Origin of the sequence: Nonomuraea sp. NPDC050790 (assembly GCF_044456745.1) — a bacterium.
In the GTDB taxonomy this organism is placed as follows: Bacteria; Actinomycetota; Actinomycetes; order Streptosporangiales; family Streptosporangiaceae; genus Nonomuraea.
This window is the reverse complement of record NZ_JBITGF010000001.1, coordinates 1067967-1088515: the sequence shown is the minus strand read 5'-3', so window position 1 is coordinate 1088515 and position 20549 is coordinate 1067967. Positions and strand designations below refer to the sequence as shown.

The following is a 20549-nucleotide window of genomic DNA, read 5'->3' as shown; positions in this document are numbered from 1 at the left end:
TCGCCAGTTGCCTGAAGGCTTCCGGCGGTGACGACCCGCTCGTCCTCGAAGGGGGTGCGCACGTGGTCCTGCTTGACGATCTTGACGGGGGCGGCGCAGCCGCGCTTGCCGTACTGGAGCGTTCCCTTCCTCGTCATGGCCGGACAGCTCCGCGAAGGAGGTGATCTCGGGATTGATGGGTACGGCGTCGCCGCAGGTCTGGGCTAGTCTGCGCGCATGCCGTACGACGAGATCGACAAGGTCGCCGAGGACACCGGGTTCTCCGGGGTCGTCTGGGTGGATCGGGGCGGGGAGGTCGAGTTCGCCCGGGCCTACGGGCTGGCGAACCGGGCTTACCGGGTGCCCAACAGCGTGGAGACCCGGTTCGGCATCGCCAGCGGCAGCAAGGGGTTCACCGCCCTGGCCGTGCTCTCGCTGGTGCGGGCCGGGGTGCTGGAGATGGGCACCACGGCCAGGTCGCTGCTGGGTACGGATCTGCCGCTGATCGCCGATGACGTGACCGTCGAGCACCTGCTCACCCACACCTCCGGCATCGGCGACTACCTGGACGAGGAGGCCGAGAGCGAGGTCACCGACTACTTTGTCGGGGCGGCCCACGAACTGACCACCACCGAGGCGTTCCTGCCACTGCTGGACGGGCATCCCGCCAAGTTCCGGGCGGGTGCGCGGTTCGCCTACTGCAACGGCGGCTTCGTGGTCCTGGCCCTGCTGGCGGAGCGGGCGAGCGGGACCGGCTACCACGACCTGGTCAGGCAGCAGGTGCTGCGCCCGGCCGGCATGACCGGGACCGACTTCCTGCGCTCCGACGAACTGCCCGCCGACGCGGCCGTCGGCTACCTCCCGCTGGACGGCAGGGACCGCACCAACGTCTTCCACCTGCCCGTGCTGGCCACCGGCGACGGCGGCATCCACACCACCGCCGCCGACATGTCCACGTTCTGGCGGGCGCTGTTCGCGGGCGCCATCGTGGATGACGTCCAGGAGGTCGTACGGCCGCGCCGCGACGTGCCCCAGGAGTCGCTGCGCTACGGCCTCGGCTTCTGGCTGCACGCGAGCACCGACACGGTGATGCTGGTCGGGTACGACGCGGGCGCCTCGTTCAAGTCCACGCACGATCCGCGCACCGGCACCACGCGAACCGTGCTGTCCAACACCTCCCCCGGCGCCTGGCCCATGGCCCGCGCCCTCGACCTCTGAATCAGCCGGACAAATCGGGATAAATCCTGATAAAGCTAGAGTCGCACCGGCAGAGGGCTCGCGCCCAGCGCCGACACCTCCACCGCGGTACGGACGTAGGTGCTGTATCCGGCCGCCGTCACCGTCAGGTTCCGCACGCCCACCGCGGCGGGCAGCCGGTAGTACCCGGCGGCGTCGGTGACCACCCCAGGACCGCCCGCGCTGACGCTCGCCCCCGCGATCGGGGTCCCGTCCGTTTTGGTCACCCTGCCCACGATCACCGGCGCCGCGACGGCGGGCGCCGCGATGTCGTACGTCAGCACCGTGAACGAGTGCGCCGGGAAGGTGTGCGCGCCCACGCTGGAGGACGTGGTGGTGACCGTCTGGATGGCGTTCGGCTGCTGCCAGGTGTTGCGGTCGAGGTAGCCGGGCGAGGCGACGGTCGAGACCGTGACGGTGGACCCGACGGTCCCGGCTCCGGCGAGGTTGATCGTGGCCGGCTGCGCGGCCGACGGGTCCCGGTTGACGACCGAGACGTACAGTTTCGAGCCGTCGGCCGAGCGGGTGGAGGTGACGTCGAGCATCGGCACGCCGTTGCGGGCGGGCAGGTTGCCCATGGCGGGGGCGTTGTAGGTGGGCCCGGTGACCGTGGTGGGCAGCAGCAGCGGCCCGTGGCGGTCGGCGACCAGCTTCTGCACCAGGTACGTCGGGGTGACGAAGCTGCCCCTGTTGCCCAGCCGGATGGCGCTGCCGTCCCAAAACTCCATGAGCGTCGAGGCGGCGTTCACCTCGTTGACGTCGCTCCTGCGCATGAACAGGTTGAGCAGCCCCGCCTCCTGCAGCGCGCCCTCCAGGGTCCTGGACCTGCGGTGCTCCTCGTTGAAGTACATGGCGTTGTGCTCGGTCACCGCGATCTTGATGTCCCGGCTGGTGCCGTTGAGGATCGTGTTGGCAGCCGTCGCCATGCGGTCGCCGATCACGACGGGCGCGCCGACGGAGGCGGCGTAGAGGGCGGCGCTGTCGTAGGCCTGTGGCAGCGGCTGCGGGCTGTAGTAGTGGATCGCCAGGTGGTCGAGCTTGGAGCCCGCGTTGGCGATCATGGTGGTGTTCCAGCTCTGGTCGTTGTTGGTGCCGTCGCCGCCCTCGCCGATGAAGGTGATCGTGGGGTCCTTGGCGGCCATGGCGTCGCGGAAGGTCACGTAGCTCGCGGCGAACGCCGCCGCGCTCGTGTGCCCGGGCGTCCACGAGCCCCACACCTCGTTGCCGATCTCCCACGTCTTCACGTCGTACGGCGCCCGCCCGCGCCTGGCCCCCCAGGTGGTCCCGGCCGCGCCGTTGGTGTACTCGACCCAGTTGGCCGCCGTCGCCGCGGTGCCCTGGCCCCAGTTGACGTTGAGCACCACCGGGATGCCGAGCGCCTCGCCCAGGCCGAGGACCTCGTCGGTGCCCACGTCGTTGGTCATCCACCCGGCCTCCCACTGCCCGTAGTACATGGGCGGGCGCTGGTCGCGCGGGCCGATGCCGTCGCTGAAGGTGTAGCTGTCGGCGATGATCCCGCCCGGCCAGCGGATCGAGCCCGGGTTGAGCGCGGCCAGCCGGTCGACGAAGTCCTTGCGCCAGCCGCCGTGCACGACCTCGGCGGGGTCCTTGGGCATGACGCTCGGCAGGTCGATCCAGAGGGTGCCGCTGCCGGCCGTACCGATGAAGAGTTTGGCGTGACGGTCGGTGACCGACGGGGTGAGCGTGACCGTGTGCTTGGACCAGGAGCCGCCGGCCCCGGTGACGGTGGCGCTCGCGTAGGGCGTGTAGCCGGGGGCGTCGCCGGTGTCCGGGCCGAGCGCGAGCGTGACGGGCGCGCTCAGGCCGGTCTGCTTCAGGTGGACGCTCACCTCGTAGGCGCGGCCCGCGGTGACGGCCAGGCCGCCCTGGCTGATGCCGCGCCGCCCGCTGGTGTGCTGGATGTCGACGCGCTGGGCGTAGCTGCCGTTGTACGCGCTGCGCTCGCGCTCGTAGGTGGCCACGTCGGTATGCCCGTCGGGCCGCCAGGCGTTGTCGGTGCGCCACCAGGTGAGGTAGTCCCACTTCGTCACGCTGGTGCCGAAGCCGTAGAGGAAGGCGTGGTATTCGGTGTTCTGCAGTACGGCCGGCTTGGGCAGGCTGTGCACCAGGCGGCCGTTGGCGAAGAACGAGACCGTGTCCCCGACCTCGATGCGCAGGACGACGGGCAGCGTGACGGCCGGGCCGGTCCAGGGGGTGACGCCGTCGCCGAACACGCGCAGGGTGCCCGCCTCGACCCCGAATTCCAGATATTTCGAGAAATCGCCGCGGCCGGTGCCCGCGTACAGGTTGAGCAGGCCGTTCACCCCGGTGTAGGAGTCGAGCTTGGCCTCGACCGCGTAGTCCTGGACGTCGCTCTCGACGATCGGCTGCGACATGATGCCGTAGCGGCTTCCGGCCGCGCCGTTGATCGTCATCTGGCTGTTGCCCGCGCCCGCGCTGCCCCAGCCGCCCGCCAGGGTGGTCGGGGTCCAGGCGCCGGAGACGCCGCCGCCCTCGAAGTGGTTGTCCCAGCGGTCCAGCATGTGGACCTGGCTGACCTTGACCTCGTCCCAGACGGTGGTGGAGGCGCCGAAGCCGTACAGGAACAGGCGGAAGTCGTGGTGCGGGACGTCGGTGCGGGTGGCCAGCTCGTGGACGCGCACGCCGTTGACGAAGAACCTGAACAGCCTGCCGTTGGACCAGTACGGGCTGACCTGCACGCTCAGCGTGGCGGGCAGGGTGACCGCGCCGCCGGTCCAGTTGCCGGTGCCGTCGCTGGTGAAGACCCTGGCCACGCCGCCCTCGACGCCGAACTCCATGAAGCGCTCGAAGCCGCCGGCGCCGCCGTAGACGTTGATGAGGCCGTTCGTGCCGGTGACGCCGTGGAGCCTGGTCTCGATGGTCGTCCAGTCCACGGAGCTGTTGGCGATGGGGTCGGACAGCAGGCCGTAGCGCGACTGGGCGCCGCCGGTGACGGTGGCCCGGCCGCCGCCCACGCTCACGCTGCCGTTGACGCCGCCCTCCAGCCTGGTCGTGGTCCAGCGGGGCGACAGGGCGGTACCGGAGAAGGAGTCGTAGGTGCCGTCGGGGGTGAGGGCGAGGTAGTCGGCGGTGACCGTGCCGCTCCAGCCGTACAGGAAGGCCCGGTAGTCGCCGGGCAGGCCGGTGAAGCCCGTCAGGGTGTGCACCAACGTGCCGTTGTGGAAGAAGCGCAGCGTGCGGGCGCTGCCGTCGCGGCCGGAGACGTCGACGCGCAGGATCGAGGGCGTCGTGGCCGGGCCGCCGGTCCAGGTGGGGTGGCCGTCGGCGAAGACCTTCAGCACGCCGCCCTCGATGGCGAACTCGGCGTAGTTCGTGAACGCGCCCGAGCCGCCGTAGACGCTGAGGATGGCGTTGGCGCCGGTCGCGGAGACGATCCTGGTCTCCACGCTGACGGTGGCGTACCGGCCGGCGGGCACGGGGTTGGACATGATGCCGAAGCGTCCCGGCTGGGCGGCGGTGATCGCCGCGGCGCCGCCGGAGACGGTGAAGGTCCCGGCGGGCGCCCCGTCCAGGCTGACGGGGGTCCTCTTCGAGCGGTCCGCGGTGTCGAAGCCGTCATAGAGGGTACTGCGGGCGGGTTCGGTCTCCAGGGAGCGGTTGGCGACCTTCTCGGCCCAGGCGTTGTTCATGGAGTCGGAGGCCCACTCCATCATCTGGCCGGTGACCGCGGGCTGGACGACGCCGATCGGCTTGCTCGCGTCGACGCTGATGACGTTGGCGTTGGCGGCGGCGCTGGCTCCAGTGGCCAGGGTGATGTTTCCGCATAAGAGGGCCAGGCAGGCCAGGACGTGCTTCACCATGAGTGGTCCCTACTTCATTCCGGTGGTTGCGATGCCTTCGATGAAGCGCCGTTGGACGAGCAGGAACGCCACGACCATCGGCAGCAGGGTGAGGACGGAGCCGGCCATCAGCAGGCCGTACTCGACGACGTGCTCGCCCATGAACAGCGCCAGCCCGGCGGGCAGCGTCTGCATGTCGGTCTCGGTGGTGAACACCAGCGGCCAGAGCAGGTCGTTCCAGTTGTACATGAAGTGGAACAGGCCCAGCGTGAGCAGCGCGGGCCCGGACAGCGGCAGGATGACCCGCCGGTAGATGCCGAACTCCGACGAGCCGTCGATGCGGGCGGCCTCGTCCAGTTCGCGAGGGATCGTCAGGAAGTACTGGCGCAGGAAGAAGATGCCGAACGCGTTCGTCGCCCGCGGCACGATCAGGCCCTGGTAGGTGTTGATCCAGTCCAGGGAGCTGAGCAACTGGAACAGCGGCACCAGCGTGACCTGCGGCGGGATCATCAGCAGGAGCAGGATCAGGATGAACACCGCGTTCTTGCCGGGGAAGTCCATCCTGGCCAGCGCGTAGGCGGCCAGGGAGTCCAGCAGCAGCGAGACCGCGGTCACGCCGCCGGCGAACACGACGGTGTTGAGGAACTGCCGGGCGAAGGGGATGCGGTCCCAGATCTGGGTGTAGTGGTCGGTGGTGAAGCCGCCGGGCAGCAGCGAGGGCGGATAGCGGACGATCGCCGCCTCCGGCGTGATCGACGCCACCACCATCCAGACCAGCGGCAGCAGAACAAGCGCCGCGCCGACCATCAAAGCCCCATATTTCAGGACTCGCACTAGTACCTCACCGCCCGGCGGCTGAAGAAGACGTTCTGCGCCAGCGACAGCACGAACACGATCAGCACCAGCACCCAGGCGATCGCCGAGGCGTAACCGAACTCGAAGTCCTGAAGTCCCTTGCGGTAGACGAGGTAGACCAGCGACTCGGTGGCGAAGTGCGGCCCGCCGCGGGTCATGACGAAGATCTGGTCGAAGACCTGCAGCGCGGCGATCGCGGCGATGATGAAGACGAACATCGTGGTGTGCCCCAGCAGCGGCCAGGTCACGTTGCGGAAGCGCTGCCACGGCCCGGCCCCGTCGATGGTGGCCGCCTCGTAGTAGACGCGGGGGATCGTCTGCAGCCCGGCCAGGTACATGACCATGTAGAACCCGGCGTTCTTCCAGACGCCGACCCCGATCAGGTACCACATGGCCACGTCCGCGTCCCGGACGCCGTCGCCGACGTCCACGCCGAGCCCGCGCAGCCAGTACGTGACCAGCCCGATGTCCGGATCGAGCAGGAACTTCCATGCGATGGCCACCACGCCCAGCGACACCACCGACGGCAGGAACAGCGCCGAGCGGAAGAATCCCCGCCCCCGGATCCGGCCGTTGAGCAGCAGGGCCAGTCCCAGGGCCAGCGCGACCGCGACGGGCGTGGCCACGACCGCGTAGAAGACCGTGTTGCGCAGGGCGACCAGGAACGCCTGGTCGTCCAGCAGCTTGGCGTAGTTGCCGAGCCCGACGAAGATCCCCGGGCCGATGGACTTGTCGTAGAAGGAGTCGGCCAGCGACTGGAGCATCGGCCAGACCATGAACACCCCGACCACGATCAGGGTGGGCGCGAGGAAGGCGTACGCGGTCGCCGTACGGCGGGCCCTCATGGGCCGGCGAGCGGCGCGATCGCCTTGGCCGCCTCGTCAAGCGCCGGCTGGACCTGCGCCTTGCCCGTGGTCACCCGCTGGACGGCCGGCTCGAAGATCTCCTCGTAGATCTTGCGGAACTCGGCCTGGCCGGGCAGCAGCACGCGGGCCTTCTCCGAGTGGGCGGCGAACTGCGCCACGTACGGGTTGGCCTTGGTGTCCTGCGGGGTGACGTCCGTCCTGACGCCGGGGAAGCCGGAGCCGTTGGACCACGCGATCTGCGACTCCTTGGAGTTCCAGAACGTGAACCACTCCTTGGCCGCCTTCCGCTTGGCCGCGTCGGACTTCGCGTTGAGCACGAAGGAGGAGGCGCCGGCCAGCGTCACCGCTCCCGCGGGCCCGGCCGGGACCATGGCGATCCCGAAGTCCAGCCCGGCCTCCTTGAACCCGGTGGTCATCCACGGGCCGGTGATGTTGGTGGCCGCCTTGCCGGTCTGGAAGAGCTTGTCGGCGTCGGCGCCGCCGAGCCCGGTGGGCGAGACGCGGTCCTTGACGATGAGGTCGCTCCACTGCTGGACCGCCTGCACCGACTGCGGGCTGTTCAGCGAGAGCAGGTCGCCGCCGTTGCCCCACAGCAGGATCGGCCAGACCTGGATCGTCTGGTGGTCGGGCAGCGCGGTGCCGTACTGCTCGGGGCGGCCGTCGCCGTTGGTGTCCTTGGTCAGCTTCTTCAGTGCCGCCTGCCAGTCCTGCCAGGTGGCCGGGGGCCGCTCCGGGTCGAGCCCGGCGTCCTTGAAGAGCTTCTTGTTGTAGTACATGAGGATCGGCGTGAACGTCATGGGCACCGCGTAGTGCTTGCCCTTGAACAGCGTCGCCTCGACGGCGGGCTTGACCAGGGCGGCCTTGTGCTCGGCGGTGAACCAGTCGTCGAGCGGGGCCAGGACGCCCTTGGCGGCGAAGCGGCCGATGTGGGCGTCGTCGAAGGCGACGAGGTCGGGGCCGTTGCCGCTGGTGTAGGCGGGCAGCAGCTTCTGGAACAGCACGTCCCAGGTCATGATGTTCATCTCGATGCGGATACCGGGGTGCGTGTCGTTGAACCTCTTGACCAGCGACTCCAGCGCCGGGCGGTCCGGGCCGGTGTAGCCGTTCCAGAAGGTGAGCGTGACCTGCGCGGAGGTGCCGGACGTTTCACCGGATCCGCAGGCGGTCAGCGGGAGGGCCGCGACGAGGGCGAGGGCGAGCAGGCGTTTCATGGGGTCAGCTCCCTGTGAAGGTGAGACGGATCAGGCTCCAGGACGCGGCCGGGAGCAGGGCGCGCAACTGTGCCCCGTCGAGCTGCGCGTCGGCGAGCGGCACGACGGCCGCTTGTGTGGCGTGCGGGTCGGCCCCGGCCTCCAGCAGGTGGCTGTGCGCGAGTCTCAGCCGTCCCAGGGTGCGCAGGTCGGCGGTCAGGTCCAGGGCCTCGTGGGCACTCCTGTTGACCGCGATCACCGTGACGCCCTCGTCGTCGAGAGTGGCCACGGCGGACAACTGCGCGGCTTCGCCGTACCTCGCGGTGTCGAGCAGCGGCGAGCGCGGCTCCACCCGCAGCACGGTCCCCCGCGCGTGGCGGGCGGTCAGCGCGAACGGGTGGAAGATCGTCTGGCGCCAGGCGGGACCGCCGGGCGAGGTGCGGATGGGCGCGATGATGTTGGCGAGCTGCGCCTGGCAGGCCACGCTCACCCGGTCGGCGTGGCGCAGCAGCGTGATGAGGAAGTCGCCGACGACCACGGCGTCGGCCGCGGTGAAGGTGTCCTCGATGAGCGGCGGCGCCTGCTCGAAGTCCCCCTGCTCGCGGCCCTCGTAGCGGGCCTGGTTCCAGACGTTCCACTCGTCGAAGGACAACATCATCTTCTTGGTACGGCGCAGCCGCGCCTTGACGTGGTCGGCGGTCGCGACCACGGAGGTGATGAACCTGTCCATGTCGACCGCCGCGGCGAGGAAGCTGGCCAGGTCGCCGTCCTCCTCGTAGTAGGCGTGCAGCGAGATGTAGTCGACGGCGTCGTAGGCGTGCTCCAGGACCGTCGCCTCCCACGCGCCGAAGGTGGGCATCTGGGAGTTGGAGCTGCCGCACAGCACCAGCTCCACGCTGGGATCGACCAGCCGCATCGCCTTGGCGGTCTCGTTGGCCAGCCGGCCGTACTCGGTGGCGGTCTTGTGGCCGATCTGCCACGGGCCGTCCATCTCGTTGCCCAGGCACCACAGCCCGATCCCGAACGGCTCCGCCGCCCCGTGCTTGATCCGCAGGTCGGACAGGTGGGTGCCGCCCGGCAGGTTGGCGTACTCCAGCAGGTCGCAGGCTTCCTGGATGCCCCGGGTGCCGAGGTTGACGGCCATCATCGGCTCGACGCCGGCCCTGCGCGTCCAGGACATGAACTCGTGGAGCCCGAACCGGTTGGTCTCGATCTGCCGCCAGGCCAGGTCGAGCCTGGTCGGGCGGTCGGGGCCGACGCCGTCCTCCCAGCGGTAGCCGGAGACGAAGTTGCCGCCGGGGTAGCGCACGACGCTGACGCCCATCTCGCGGGTCAGTTCGAGCACGTCGCCGCGGAAGCCCTCGGGGGTGGCGCTCGGGTGGCCCGGCTCGAAGATCCCCGTGTAGACGCACCTGCCCATGTGCTCCACGAACGAGCCGAACAGGCGCCGGTTGACGGGGGCGATCTCGAAGGCCGGGTCCAGGCTGAGGTGTGCGTCGTCCATGGCAGCCTTTCTACATCGTTGTCTGCAACGTTGTAAACGGGTCTCTTCCATCGTTGTAAATCGCGATAGAGTGCTCGTCATGCGGCCCAGGCTGAAAGACGTCGCCGAACACGCGGGCGTGTCGATCAAGACCGTCTCCAACGTGGTCAACGGTTATCCCCACGTCAGCCCGGACACCAGGACCCGGGTCGAGGCGGCCATCGCGGAGCTGCGCTACCAGCCCAACCTGTCCGCCCGCAACCTGCGCAGCGGGCGGTCCGGGGTGATCGCGCTGGCCGTACCCGATCTGTCGATCCCCTACTTCTCGGAGCTGGCCACCAAGGTGATCGAGGTGGCCGACCTGCGAGGCTGGACCGTGCTCATCGACCAGACCCAGGGCGAGCGGCGCAAGGAGCAGCTCGTCATGTCCGGCATCCGGGCGCAGCTCATCGACGGCATGCTGTTCAGCCCGCTCGCCCTCACGCCGGAGGACCTGCGGGCGCGTACCGACCAGACCCCGATGGTCCTGCTCGGCGAGCGCATCGGCGGCGGCACCCTCGACCACGTGGCCGTCGACAACGTGGCCGCCGCCCGCCTGGCGACCGGCCATCTGATCGCGCTCGGCCGCCGCCGCATCGCCGCGATCGGCGCGCAGCGCGCCGCCCGCGCGGTCACCGCCGAGCAGCGGCTGCGCGGCTTCCGCCAGGCCCTGTCCGAGGCGGGCCTGGCCGAGCACGCGGTCGCCGACGTCTCCGACTACCACCGCGCCGACGGCGCGGAGGCCATGGCCCGGCTGCTGGCGGGCGACCCGCCGGACGCGGTCTTCTGCTTCAACGACACCCTCGCGCTGGGCGCGCTGCGCACCCTGCTGTCGCGGGGCCTGCGGGTGCCCGGGGACGTGGCGCTGATCGGCTTCGACGACATCGAGGACGGTCGCTTCTCCACCCCGACGCTGACGACCATCGCGCCGGACAAGGCGCACATCGCGGAGACCGCGGTCGGCCTGCTGGCCGCCCGGCTGTCGGCCACCGGCGCCGAGCCGCCGCAGGACCTCTGCGCCCCGCACCGCCTGATCGTCCGCGAGAGCACCGCCTGATTTCGGCCTCCATCCCCGCCTTCCCACAGGTCGGCCCTGAAAGTTGAACGATAATTCTACTTGTACTATCGTTCAAGAACTCTACTGAGGGAGGACGCATGTCATCGGTCACGACGCGGCGGGCCGGCGCGCGCGAGTGGGCGGGTCTGGGACTGCTGGCGCTGCCGACGGTGCTGCTGGGCCTGGACGTCACCGTGCTGTACCTGGTGCTGCCGAGCATGGCCGAAGCCCTGGACCCGTCGGCGGCGCAGACACTGTGGATCATGGACGCCTACGGGTTCCTCATCGCCGGCTTCCTCATCACGATGGGCACGCTGGGCGACCGGATCGGCCGGCGCCGCCTCATGGTGATCGGGATGGCGGCCTTCGCGGTCGTGTCGGTGTTCGCGGCCTTCGCGCCCACGGCCGAGCTACTGATCCTGGCCCGCGCGCTGCTCGGGGTCGCGGGGGCGACGCTGATGCCCTCGACGCTGTCGCTGATCTCCAACATGTTCGCCGACGTGCGCCAGCGCGCGATCGCGATCGGGGTGTGGGCCACGATGTTCGCGCTGGGCATGGCGGCGGGGCCGGTGGCCGGCGGCGCGCTGATCGACGCGTACTGGTGGGGCGCGGCGTTCCTGCTCGCGGTTCCCGTCGCGATCGTCGTGCTGGCCGGCGCGAAGGCCCTGCTGCCCGAGTACGCCGACCCGCGGGCCGGGCGGATCGACCTGGTCAGCGTCGCCCTGTCCCTGGCGGCGATCCTGCCGGGCGTCTACGCGGTCAAGCACGCCGCCGCCGACGGCGCGGACGCGAGCACGGCGCTCCTGCTCGCCGTCGCGGTGGTGGCGGGCGTGGCGTTCGTGCGCAGGCAGCGCCGGCTGGACTCCCCGCTGCTGGACGTCACCCTGTTCACCAGCCGGGCCTTCTCCGCGGCACTGGCCGTGCTGCTGATCGGGCTCGTCGGGGTCGGCGGCACCATGTACCTGGTCACCCAGTACCTCCAGCTCGTCGAGGGCCTCACGCCGTTCGCCGCGGGCCTGTGGATGGGGCCGCCCGCCCTGGCGATGTTCGCCGCCGCCATCGGCGCGCCCCTGCTCGCCCGCCGGGTACGGCCCGGCCTGGTCATGGCCGCCACCCTGGGCCTGTCGGTGATCGGCTACGCGCTGCTGGCCACGGCGGGCACCGGCGCCGCCGCGGCCGTGGTGGCCGGGTTCGCCTTCGTCTACCTGGGGCTGGGCGCGATCGCCGCCCTGGGCACCGACATGGTCGTGGGCGCCGCGCCGGCCTCGAAGTCCGGCTCCGCCGCCGCGATGTCCGAGACCGTCCAGGAACTCGGCATCGCCGTCGGCGTCGCCCTGCTCGGCAGCCTCAGCACCGCCCTGTACGCGGCCCGCATGACCGCTCCCCCGCAGTCGTCACCGGAGGTCGCCGACCGCCTCACCGCCAGCCTGTCCGGCGCGCTCTCGGTCGCCGACCGGGTGCCGGCCGAGGTCGTGCGGGCGGCGCAGCAGACCTTCACCACCGGCGTGAACATCGCCTCCGCCGTGGGCGGCGGCGCGATCCTCGTGGCCACCGTGCTGTGCCTCGTGGTCCTGCGGCACGTCCGCCCGCTCGGCGAGGAACAGGGCGCCTAGCAGGGCCGGCTCTCCAACCGGCGGCGCCGACGGTTCACGACCTCTGGCGGCGCAGCAGCAACATGGCCGCGTCGTCCTGCAGCGGCCCTCCTGCGTGCACGAGCAGGTCGGCGCGCAACTCGTCCAGCGCCGCCTGCGGATCCGGGCGGGACAGCACGGACAGCCGGTCGGCGAGCGGGTAGAAGCGCCCCAGACCGTCGCGGGTCTCGATCACGCCGTCGGTGTAGAAGAGGATCTGGTCGTACGTCCCGAACGGATAGCCGTGCGTCTTCCGCCCCGAGTCGGCCAGCGCCGCCAGCCCCAGCGGCAGCGCCCCCTCCGGCGGGTCCAGCGACTCCACCCGCCCGTCGCGGCGCAGGACCAGCGGCGCCGGGTGGCCGCAGTTGAGCAGGACCACCTCCTCGGCGCGGACCTCCGCGAGGATCGCGGTCACGAACATCTCCTTGCCGAGCTGCCGGTTGAGGCTCGCCTCCAGGCGGTCGGCGACGGCGCCGAGATCGGGCTCGTCGTAGGCGGCCTCGCGGAAGGCGCCCAGCACCCACGCGGCGGTCTCCACCGCGCCCAGCCCCTTGCCCTGGACGTCGCCGATGATCAGCCGCACCCCGGCCGGGGTCGTCACCACCTCGTACAGGTCGCCGCCGATTCTCGCCTCGGCGGCGGCCGAGGTATAGGACAGGGCCAGCCGGAGGTCCCCGGCCCGGCGGGGCACCGGGCGCAGCAGTACCCGCTGTGCCGCCTCGGCCACCAGCCGCAGGTCCGCGAGCTCCCGCTCGCGCCGCAGCCGCAACCGGGCGGCCAGCATGCTGGCCGCCGTTACCGCGATGATCGTCAGCACCGTGAGGTTGTTCTGCCAGGTCAGCAGCGAGCCGTTGTAGTACGCCAGCGGAAGGCAGATGGCCAGGGCGATCACGCCCACCGCGGCGGTACGCCGCATGCCGCCCGACACCGAGGCGAACGTCGGACCCAGCGTCAGCAGCGGCAGGAACCCGAGCCCGCGACCGGCCAGCACGTCGACCACGGCCACCGCCGCCATGGCCACGAACGGCAGACCAGGCAGGGTGAGCTGTGACAACCCCTTGGAGGATCTCATCTACGGTCAGTCACCGCTGCGTGCATCTGAGCGCCTCCTGAACGGCATGATCAGAACCCTGCCGACCAGACTTCCCGGCTCACCTGCCTGGCAGGCTAGCAGACCGCCGCCTCGCGCAAGAGGTCCGTGATCGGCCGCTCGGCGCTCGTCGTCTCATGACCCCGCGAGGGCTCTTGGAGGGTTCTACCGTGCGGTGAAGGTCAGGTGGGTGACACCGGAGGGGGTGGAGACGGCTTCGATGGTGTATCTGTCCTCAAGGGCCTCCAGGCCGTCCCAGAGCCGGACGCCACGGCCGAGCAGCATCGGGACCTGGACCACGTGCATGTGGTCGACCAGACCCTGGGCGAGGAAGTCGCGGATCACCGAGGGGCCGCCGCCCAGGCGCACGTCCAGTCCGCCGGCCGCCTCGCGGGCCGTCTTGAGGGCGTCGGCGGGCGAGGTGTCGAGGAAGTGGAACGTGGTGCCGCCCTCCATCTCGATCGACGGCCGCGGGCGGTGGGTGAGGACGAAGACCGGCGAGTGGAACGGCGGGTTGGCGCCCCAGGCACCCTTGTAGTCGGGGTCGTCCTGCCAGCCGGGCGGGCCGAACTTGCCTGCGCCCATGATCTCGGCGCCGATGCCGGGGCCGTGCATCGCCGCGTACACGTGGTCGGCGCCGGCGCTGCCCGCCGGGCCACCCGCCATGTCGCTCCAGAACCTGGTGGCGAACATCCATTCGTGCAGCCGCTCGCCGGCATGGCCGAACGGGGCGCCTTCGGCCTGGCCGTCACCGGTGCCGAAGCCGTCCAAGGAGATCGAGAAGTTGTGAACACGTAGGGCGGACATCTGGTGCTCCTTCGCGGTGCGCTTTGTGATGTTCACCAGCATGTGCCACCAGACTCATGACGTCTAATGCTGAAATTTCGGCATTCTCATCGATATTCTCGATGAATGATGAACCTGGTCCATCTCAGGGTTCTGGCCACGGTCGCGCGGCACGGGTCGGTGACCGAGGCGGCGAAGGAGCTGCACTATTCGCAGTCGTCGGTCAGCCACCACCTCGCCCGGCTGGAGGCGGCCACCGGCGCCAAGCTCGTCCAGCGCGCAGGCCGGGGCATCCGGCTGACGCCGGAGGGACGGCTGCTGGCCATCCGGGCCACCGAGATCGTGGGACGCGTCGAGGCGGCCACCAACGAGCTGGCGGCACAGGTCGGCCTGCGGGCCGGCCGGGTACGCCTGGCCGCCAACGCCTCGGTGCTGAGCACGATCGTGCCGGAGGCGGTCAACGCGCTGGCGCGGGCGCACCCGGGGCTCGAACTGGTCCTGATCGACCAGCATCCGGTCGAGGCGCTGCAGATGCTACGGCAGGGCGAGATCGACCTCGCGCTCATCTTCCAGCACGCCCACGCGCCGCTGGAACAGGAGGAGGGGTTCCGTCTGGTCCACCTCCGCGAGGACGCCGTCCACCTCGTCAGCCGCCGCCCCGGAGACACCATGGCCGCCCATCGCCACTCGCCCTGGATCGGCGGCTGCTATCGGTGCCAGGAGGAACTGGTCAGCGCGTGCCGCCGCGAGGGCTTCACGCCGCGCATCGCCTCGCTCAGCGACGACATCGTCGTGGTGCAGGCCCTGGTCGCGGCGGGTGTGGGCGTGACCACGCTGCCGGGGCTGGCGCTGCGCGCCCACCGGCGGGCCGACGTCCACACCACGGAGCTCACCGGCTTCCGCCGCCAGCTCTACGCCGCCACCTACGGCGACCCACCCGACCCGCCCGCCATATCCGCCGTCCTGACCGCCCTCACCGAAGCCGCCGCATAGCCACCCCCGGCTGGAGGGTGCTTCACAGCCACCCACGGCAACCCGCCGCGCGGATCAGGGCGGCCGGATGAGCGCCCACGGCACGGGATCCGGCTTGGGTTGAGCGCCCACGGCACGGGATCCGGCTTGGGTTGAGCGCCCACGGCCCGGGATCCGGCTTGGTTGAACGGCCATGGCCCGGGATCCGGCTTGGTTGAACGGCCATTCCTTGCCAGGAAGCCGCCCGGGCCAGGGGGTGGTGGGTGCTCCTGGCAGCGGGCGTAGCGCGGGAGATGGGGCTGGTGGATCGGGGCGGGTCAGTGGGTGGTGTGGAGGGTGCGGAAGCGGGTGGGCTCGGCCGGGTCCCGGTCGACGACCTGGACCGGCGGCCACGTCCACTGCCAGACGCCGATGCCCGCCGTACGGGAGAAGGCGATCTTTCCCCGGGTGCCCTCGATCGTGACGTCCGGCCAGGCTCCGGCGATCCGGGTCCGGTCCGCGCCGTGGGATCGGAGGAGCTCGGCCAGGACCATGACCGTGTCGTAGCCCTCGAAGGCGACGAAAGACGGCGTTTCGGCCAGCCGTTCGCGCAGAGACGTCTCCACGCGGGCGCCGAGCGGGCCGAAGGACTCGGGCAGGTAGCGCAGGAACGGGATCGCGGCGCCGTCCGTGCCCAGCGCCGTCAGCCAGTCGGCGAACTCCGGCTGCCCCGCGGGCGCGCCGATCATGGTTTCGGCCAGGCGGCGGTCGGCGCGGATCGCCTTCACGATCGGCACCGCGGGCTCCGGAGTTCCGGCCAGGAGCAGCAGGGCGCTCGTCCGGCTCGTGGCGAGTTCGTCGCAGACCTCGGCGGGGCTGAGCGTGCGCAGGTCGAGTTCGGCGAGCGTGGCGCCGCGGGCGGCGAGATGCTCGCGCAGGATGCGGGTGCCGGAGGCCCAGTAGACACTCGGCTCGGCGGCCACGGCGACGCGGCTGTGGCCCGCGCGCAGCAGGAAGTCCGCGTAGATCCGCCACCCGTGGGACTGCGCGGGGGCCAGCCGCGCGACCCACTCCGTCGGCTGCTCGGTGAGCGCGTCCAGAACCGCGGACGAGCAGAGGTACGGCAGGCCGAGCACGTCGGCCCGGGCGGCGGCGGTACGGGCGACGACGCTGTGGTACTCCCCCGCCAGCGCGGCCACGCCCAGGGCGGCCAGTTCGTCCACGGCCGCCTCGGCCTTCAGCGGATCGGCCGCGGTGTCACGGACCACCAGTTCGAGGGGCCTGCCGGCGATCCCGCCCGCGTCGTTGACCTCGTGGACGGCCAGTTCGAGCCCGGCGAGCAGGTGCCGCCCCGCCCCGGTCCAGCCGGGGCGGCTCAGCGGAGCCAGGGCGCCGATCAGCACGGCCTGTCCAGAGGGCGAAGATGGCCCGTTCATGCGTCTCCCCAAGTGATCACGGTCAGTGGCGCCGACCCTACAACGGAGGGGTGACCTCGCCCGATGCCGCCCCGCGCGGTCGTCACCCGGCGGGCATGCGGCGCGTCGTGTCGGCCACCAGGTTCAGCATCGCCACGCGGAACAACTCCGCCTGGTGCTCGCCGACGAAGGCGGTGTGCCCGAACACCTCCAGCGCCACGAGCCCGTACATGTGCCCCCAGGCGCTGAGGAAGAGCGCCGCCGCGGGAGCCGGCAGCGTGCCCAGGCCGTCGGGCGGCAGGGCCTCCAGGTGCGTCCGGAACCCGGGCGACAGTTCCGGGCTCTCGCAGGCGGCCAGTTGCGCGAGGGTGTAGGCGCCGAGCAGTTCGCGGCGGAAGGTGGCGCTCATCCGGCGTACCGACCGGGTGGTCTCGCCTTCCGGGGGCGCCGCGTAGTCGCGCAGGGGCGTTCCGTAGATGAGCTGGAAACGTTCCGGGTGGGTGACGGCCCAGCGGCGGAAGCCCTCGGCCGCGGCGACCAGGCCCGGGACGGCCGGGTCGTCCGGCGGGGCCTGCGCGGCGGCCTCCACGGCGTCGGCGAGGTCGCCGTACGCCTTGGTGATCAGCGCGGTGATGAGGTCCTCGCGGCGGGGGAAGTAGTGGTAGAGCGCCTGCACGGTCATGCCCAGGCTCCGGGCGACCGCGCGCAGCGACAGGCCCGCCGGTCCGTGCGCGTCGAGGTGGCGCTCGGAGGCGGCCATGATCTCCTCGACCGCGGCGCCGCGCCGCCGCTCGCGCAGGGACGGCCCTGCCGTGGTGGTTCCGTCTGATGGCATGCCGTCAATCTAACAGTGTTAGGGAGAATTGACACTGCCAAGCTCGATCAGCGGGTGACACGGCGGGCGGCGGTCGGCAGACTACAGAGCATGCGGACCCCTGCTCTGGCGGTGTTGTCGGCTCTGACCCTCGTGGCGACGGTGGCCTGCGCGGCCCCGGCGACGCCACCGCCGCCCTCCACGGCCGATCCGGGGATTCTCCGGCAGACCAAGGACGAGATCGCCCGTACGGCGGCCGGCCTGCGCAGACTCGACGACCTGCCGCTGTACGAGATGACCTACCACGGCGGCTACGACGCCGAGGCGCCGCTCACCGAGGCCGAACTGGCCAGGCGGGGCGACGGCTGGGCGTGCTCGCTCTTCCACCGCCCCGGGCGCTTTGGCAGGAACTTCGACTGGGATCCCAACCCGGCCATGGTCGTCCACTCCCGCGCGCCGGGCGCCTACGCCTCGCTCTCGCTGGTCGACGTCTCCTACCTGTTCCCGCCGGCGGCGCGGCCGGACCTGAACGCCGTGCAGGACCGGCGGCGGCTGGCGCACGCGGTGCTGATGCCCTTCGACGGCATGAACGAGAAGGGCCTGGCCGTCGGCCTGGCCCAGGCGCCGCACGCCGACCTGCCCGCGCGCACCCCCGGCCGCAAGGTCGTGAGCGGCACGCGGATCATCCGGCTCATGCTCGACCGCGCCGCCACCGTGCCCGAGGCGGTGGAGCTGATGCGCCGCTACGACCTGGACTTCACCGGCGGCCCGCAACTGCACTACCTGATCGCCGACCGGGCGGGCCGGTCGGTGGTCGTCGAGTTCGCCGAGGGGCGCATGAACGTCCTCGACGAGCGTTACCTCACCAACATCACGTTGACCGGCGCCGACCGGAACACCAAGCTGGCCGACCGCCGTTACCGGCTGCTGTCGGAGGGCGACCGCACGGACCCGATGCGGCTGCTGGAAAAGGTCGCCCAGCACCACACCCGGTGGTCGATCGTGTACGACCAGGAGAACCTGACCGCCAAGATCGTCACCGGTCAGCAGTGGGACCGCGTACGCGATCTACGGCTCGCGGCGACCGGTTAAGCATTCAACTGTCGCCGAATGCCATCAATGGCATGCGCGGGAATCGCGACTCCCGGCGAGTATCAATTCCCGCGATGAATTGACATTTCCGGTAAAGCGTCGTGCCGACCCGCCGGAAAGCGCTTCATCGGCATTGTCCGCCCCCGGGGAGTCGTGCCGCGCTCTCCCGGTACCCCCACCCCGCACGTCGAGCAGGAGTTTCGGGGTGACCAGAGCCAGGTTTAGGGTGATCAGGCAATCGTCCTGACTGATACCTGAAAGTTTTTCTCACGCCTTGACAATCCGGACGACAAAACAGTCCGAACGCCGGTCGGCGGCCCGCGGAAGGCCGGCGAACCTCGCGCGGCCGGAGTTCTCGGCGCCGCCTCTTTCGCATGGTTGTCGCGGGAAACAGGAAGACGACGCCCCCTCCGACAGGCCACGCCCACCCCTCCCCCGCTCGCGACGAACACCCCAAACCATCCAAAACACCCCAAAGCCCGAGAGGCGAGTTTCGGAGGTCCGAATCCTATTTACGGTCTCTCCTATCATCGAGTGGCCAGTCGCGCAAGAGGCTGCCGGGCTGAATGTTTCGACTCCCCTTGAACGGCCGCAAATCACGCCGTTGACTCAGCCCCGCAAACATCGATATAAGAGTTAATGTCCTGAACGGCGTGACATCCCACGCTAAGTCATGACACTTGAGCATCTCTCTATTTCGGGGTTGTTTCGAGGCAATTGTCGAGGAGCGCCGTAACATGGCGGTTGACGACCTCTCTATTCAGCGACGAATCCACCACTCGCCGCGCACGGTGACCACCCCTTCGGGGGAGGTGCTGGGCGATCAGTGAGCAGCTAGCCGCGGCGGCGCACGTTCCCGCGGATCTCCGCCCCGCCCGCACGATGTACTGCCTGCCGTACGCCGGAGGCGGTGCCAGCGCCTACACCGGACTGCTTCGTGAGCTGGCCGGGCGTACCGATCTCACCGTCGTCCCGGTCCAGCTTCCCGGCCGGGAGAACCGCATCGTCGAGCCGCCGGCCTTCACCGTCGCCGGCATCGCCGACGAGCTGGCGCCCGGCACGGCCGAGCCGTACGCGCTGTACGGCCACAGCATGGGCGCGCGGCTGGCCTTCGAGGTGGTGCGCGAGCTGCGGCGGCGCGGACTGCCCGGCCCGTCCAGGCTCTACGTCGGCGGCGCGCACCCACCGGATCGACGGGTACCGCTGGCCGCCGCCGTGGACCTGCCCGACGACGCCTTCATCGACCAGCTCGTCCGCCGGGCGGGCGCGCTGCTGGAGCTCAAGCACCTGCCGGAGCTGCGCGAGCTGATGATGCCGGTGCTGCGCTCCGACTTCGCCTGGATCAAGAACTACCGGTACGCGCCCGAGCCGCCCTTCGACTCACCCATCGTGGCCTTCACCGGGCTGGAGGACGGGGAGGTCGGGGTGGCGGAGATGCTCGGCTGGGCCCGGCACACCACGGCCGGGTTCCGGCTGCGCACGCTGCGCGGCGGCCACCTGTTCGTCCAGGACCAGGCTGCCGAACTGGCATCCCTCATCGCCGCCGACCTCACGAACCAGCCCACCCCACCCGAACCAGGCGAGCACACCCCATCGCTGACAGGCGGGCACGACCTGCCCGAGCAGAGTGGGCACGCCTCGCCTCCGGTGGGTGGCCACATCCTGCCCAAGCCGGGCGGGCCCACCCCGTCCGAGGCGGGTGGCGGCGCGGTGCCCGAGGTGGACGAGTTGCGTCTGTGGCTGGGGCGTGCCGCCGATCACGACGCGGTGGTGGGTGGGTACGCGGGCCGGGCGGTGACCGGTGTGAGCCACTCAGGTGGCCTGAGCCTGGTCGCCGCCGTCGCCGCGGGTGGGCCTGGCGTCGGGGTGTCCCTTCTGCGCGCGCTGGATCTCGGCGCCGACCTGGCCGAGCTGAGCAGGGGCGAGCGCGAGCAGATCGAGGACGCCGCCGAGGAGGACCGGCGCTGGCTCACGCTGCGCGCCGTCACCGCCAAACGGGCGCTGGCGGCCGCCGACGGCCAGGGCGGCGATCTCGGGGAATCCGGGTTCCCCGACCTGGCCGACCCGGGTCCGTGGCGGGTGCAGTGCGATCCGGGGCTGGAGCGGCTGGCTCGCTGGCTGGTCGTCCACCTGCCGCTGCACACCGCGCGAGGCGAGGCGCTGGCCGCGGTCGCCGCGCCGTACGACGTGGTCCGGCTCGGATTGGACATGCCCGCAGAAGACGCAGGGTGACGGGGAGACAAG

The 20549-nt window shown here is 70.9% G+C and carries 15 protein-coding genes; 6 read left to right on the top strand and 9 right to left on the bottom strand.

Translation table 11 applies throughout. From position 1 onward, the window contains the following. The first annotated feature begins 216 nt into the window (after positions 1-216). Positions 217-1197 carry a serine hydrolase domain-containing protein gene (locus ACIBEJ_RS04890; RefSeq protein ID WP_397181260.1) on the top strand — a complete coding sequence of 327 codons (981 nt, stop codon included), beginning with the start codon at positions 217-219 and terminating at the stop codon, positions 1195-1197. Positions 1198-1232: 35 nt separating this feature from the next. On the opposite strand, the gene ACIBEJ_RS04885 is transcribed toward ACIBEJ_RS04890, so the two are convergent. From ACIBEJ_RS04885 to ACIBEJ_RS04865, 5 genes are read right to left on the bottom strand one after another with little or no spacing between them, the layout of a single operon-like run. After that, a complete protein-coding gene (locus tag ACIBEJ_RS04885) occupies positions 1233-5057 on the bottom strand; it encodes an alpha-L-arabinofuranosidase C-terminal domain-containing protein (protein ID WP_397181259.1) in 3825 nt (1274 codons plus the stop codon). 9 nt (positions 5058-5066) lie between these two features. After that, a complete protein-coding gene (locus tag ACIBEJ_RS04880) occupies positions 5067-5870 on the bottom strand; it encodes a carbohydrate ABC transporter permease (RefSeq protein ID WP_397181258.1) in 804 nt (267 codons plus the stop codon). Further along, the gene (locus tag ACIBEJ_RS04875; protein ID WP_397181257.1) at positions 5870-6736 is read right to left on the bottom strand and encodes a carbohydrate ABC transporter permease; all 867 of its coding nucleotides are present in this window, start codon (positions 6734-6736) and stop codon (positions 5870-5872) included. Before ACIBEJ_RS04875 ends, ACIBEJ_RS04880 begins: the two co-directional genes overlap by 1 nt. Beyond that, a complete protein-coding gene (locus tag ACIBEJ_RS04870) occupies positions 6733-7968 on the bottom strand; it encodes an ABC transporter substrate-binding protein (protein WP_397181256.1) in 1236 nt (411 codons plus the stop codon). Before ACIBEJ_RS04870 ends, ACIBEJ_RS04875 begins: the two co-directional genes overlap by 4 nt. Before the next feature lie 4 nt (positions 7969-7972). Continuing rightward, positions 7973-9451 (bottom strand): alpha-N-arabinofuranosidase, encoded by a 1479-nt coding sequence (locus ACIBEJ_RS04865; protein WP_397181255.1) that lies wholly within the window; start codon positions 9449-9451, stop codon positions 7973-7975. 79 nt (positions 9452-9530) lie between these two features. Here ACIBEJ_RS04865 and ACIBEJ_RS04860 point away from each other — a divergent pair, with 79 nt between their 5' ends. Further along, positions 9531-10526 carry a LacI family DNA-binding transcriptional regulator gene (locus ACIBEJ_RS04860; protein ID WP_397181254.1) on the top strand — a complete coding sequence of 332 codons (996 nt, stop codon included), beginning with the start codon at positions 9531-9533 and terminating at the stop codon, positions 10524-10526. A 98-nt stretch (positions 10527-10624) separates the two neighbouring features. Next, positions 10625-12139: an MFS transporter gene (locus ACIBEJ_RS04855; RefSeq protein ID WP_397181253.1), complete on the top strand. Its 1515-nt coding sequence runs from the start codon at positions 10625-10627 to the stop codon at positions 12137-12139. Between the two features lie 34 nt (positions 12140-12173). Here ACIBEJ_RS04855 and ACIBEJ_RS04850 read toward each other — a convergent pair whose 3' ends face one another. Then, complete coding sequence (locus ACIBEJ_RS04850) at positions 12174-13229, bottom strand: PP2C family protein-serine/threonine phosphatase (protein ID WP_397181252.1); 1056 nt, start codon at positions 13227-13229, stop codon at positions 12174-12176. A 183-nt stretch (positions 13230-13412) separates the two neighbouring features. Beyond that, the gene (locus tag ACIBEJ_RS04845; protein ID WP_397181251.1) at positions 13413-14054 is read right to left on the bottom strand and encodes a dihydrofolate reductase family protein; all 642 of its coding nucleotides are present in this window, start codon (positions 14052-14054) and stop codon (positions 13413-13415) included. Positions 14055-14159: 105 nt separating this feature from the next. Between ACIBEJ_RS04845 and ACIBEJ_RS04840 the strand changes: the two genes are divergently transcribed. Further along, positions 14160-15026 (top strand): LysR family transcriptional regulator, encoded by an 867-nt coding sequence (locus ACIBEJ_RS04840; RefSeq protein WP_397181250.1) that lies wholly within the window; start codon positions 14160-14162, stop codon positions 15024-15026. A gap of 296 nt (positions 15027-15322) precedes the next feature. Here ACIBEJ_RS04840 and ACIBEJ_RS04835 read toward each other — a convergent pair whose 3' ends face one another. Both ACIBEJ_RS04835 and ACIBEJ_RS04830 read right to left on the bottom strand, forming a co-directional pair. Next, positions 15323-16420 carry an ABC transporter substrate-binding protein gene (locus ACIBEJ_RS04835; RefSeq protein WP_397181249.1) on the bottom strand — a complete coding sequence of 366 codons (1098 nt, stop codon included), beginning with the start codon at positions 16418-16420 and terminating at the stop codon, positions 15323-15325. Between the two features lie 82 nt (positions 16421-16502). Continuing rightward, the gene (locus ACIBEJ_RS04830; RefSeq protein ID WP_397181248.1) at positions 16503-17234 is read right to left on the bottom strand and encodes a TetR/AcrR family transcriptional regulator; all 732 of its coding nucleotides are present in this window, start codon (positions 17232-17234) and stop codon (positions 16503-16505) included. A gap of 90 nt (positions 17235-17324) precedes the next feature. Between ACIBEJ_RS04830 and ACIBEJ_RS04825 the strand changes: the two genes are divergently transcribed. Both ACIBEJ_RS04825 and ACIBEJ_RS04820 read left to right on the top strand, forming a co-directional pair. Then, positions 17325-18305, top strand: a complete 981-nt coding sequence (locus tag ACIBEJ_RS04825) for a carcinine hydrolase/isopenicillin-N N-acyltransferase family protein (protein WP_397181247.1) — start codon at positions 17325-17327, stop codon at positions 18303-18305. A gap of 882 nt (positions 18306-19187) precedes the next feature. Then, the gene (locus ACIBEJ_RS04820; protein WP_397181246.1) at positions 19188-20537 is read left to right on the top strand and encodes a thioesterase domain-containing protein; all 1350 of its coding nucleotides are present in this window, start codon (positions 19188-19190) and stop codon (positions 20535-20537) included. Positions 20538-20549: the final 12 nt, after the last annotated feature.

What these genes read in the sequence shown, in the direction of transcription:
- ACIBEJ_RS04860 (WP_397181254.1), top strand. Translation starts at nt 9,531, where the DNA reads ATGCGGCCCAGGCTGAAAGACGTCGCCGAACACGCGGGCGTGTCGATC.
- ACIBEJ_RS04850 (WP_397181252.1), bottom strand. Translation starts at nt 13,229, where the DNA reads ATGAGATCCTCCAAGGGGTTGTCACAGCTCACCCTGCCTGGTCTGCCG.
- ACIBEJ_RS04870 (WP_397181256.1), bottom strand. Translation starts at nt 7,968, where the DNA reads ATGAAACGCCTGCTCGCCCTCGCCCTCGTCGCGGCCCTCCCGCTGACC.
- ACIBEJ_RS04825 (WP_397181247.1), top strand. Translation starts at nt 17,325, where the DNA reads ATGCGGACCCCTGCTCTGGCGGTGTTGTCGGCTCTGACCCTCGTGGCG.
- ACIBEJ_RS04820 (WP_397181246.1), top strand. Translation starts at nt 19,188, where the DNA reads ATGTACTGCCTGCCGTACGCCGGAGGCGGTGCCAGCGCCTACACCGGA.
- ACIBEJ_RS04875 (WP_397181257.1), bottom strand. Translation starts at nt 6,736, where the DNA reads ATGAGGGCCCGCCGTACGGCGACCGCGTACGCCTTCCTCGCGCCCACC.
- ACIBEJ_RS04835 (WP_397181249.1), bottom strand. Translation starts at nt 16,420, where the DNA reads ATGAACGGGCCATCTTCGCCCTCTGGACAGGCCGTGCTGATCGGCGCC.
- ACIBEJ_RS04890 (WP_397181260.1), top strand. Translation starts at nt 217, where the DNA reads ATGCCGTACGACGAGATCGACAAGGTCGCCGAGGACACCGGGTTCTCC.
- ACIBEJ_RS04865 (WP_397181255.1), bottom strand. Translation starts at nt 9,451, where the DNA reads ATGGACGACGCACACCTCAGCCTGGACCCGGCCTTCGAGATCGCCCCC.
- ACIBEJ_RS04840 (WP_397181250.1), top strand. Translation starts at nt 14,160, where the DNA reads ATGATGAACCTGGTCCATCTCAGGGTTCTGGCCACGGTCGCGCGGCAC.
- ACIBEJ_RS04855 (WP_397181253.1), top strand. Translation starts at nt 10,625, where the DNA reads ATGTCATCGGTCACGACGCGGCGGGCCGGCGCGCGCGAGTGGGCGGGT.
- ACIBEJ_RS04845 (WP_397181251.1), bottom strand. Translation starts at nt 14,054, where the DNA reads ATGTCCGCCCTACGTGTTCACAACTTCTCGATCTCCTTGGACGGCTTC.
- ACIBEJ_RS04830 (WP_397181248.1), bottom strand. Translation starts at nt 17,234, where the DNA reads ATGCCATCAGACGGAACCACCACGGCAGGGCCGTCCCTGCGCGAGCGG.
- ACIBEJ_RS04885 (WP_397181259.1), bottom strand. Translation starts at nt 5,057, where the DNA reads ATGGTGAAGCACGTCCTGGCCTGCCTGGCCCTCTTATGCGGAAACATC.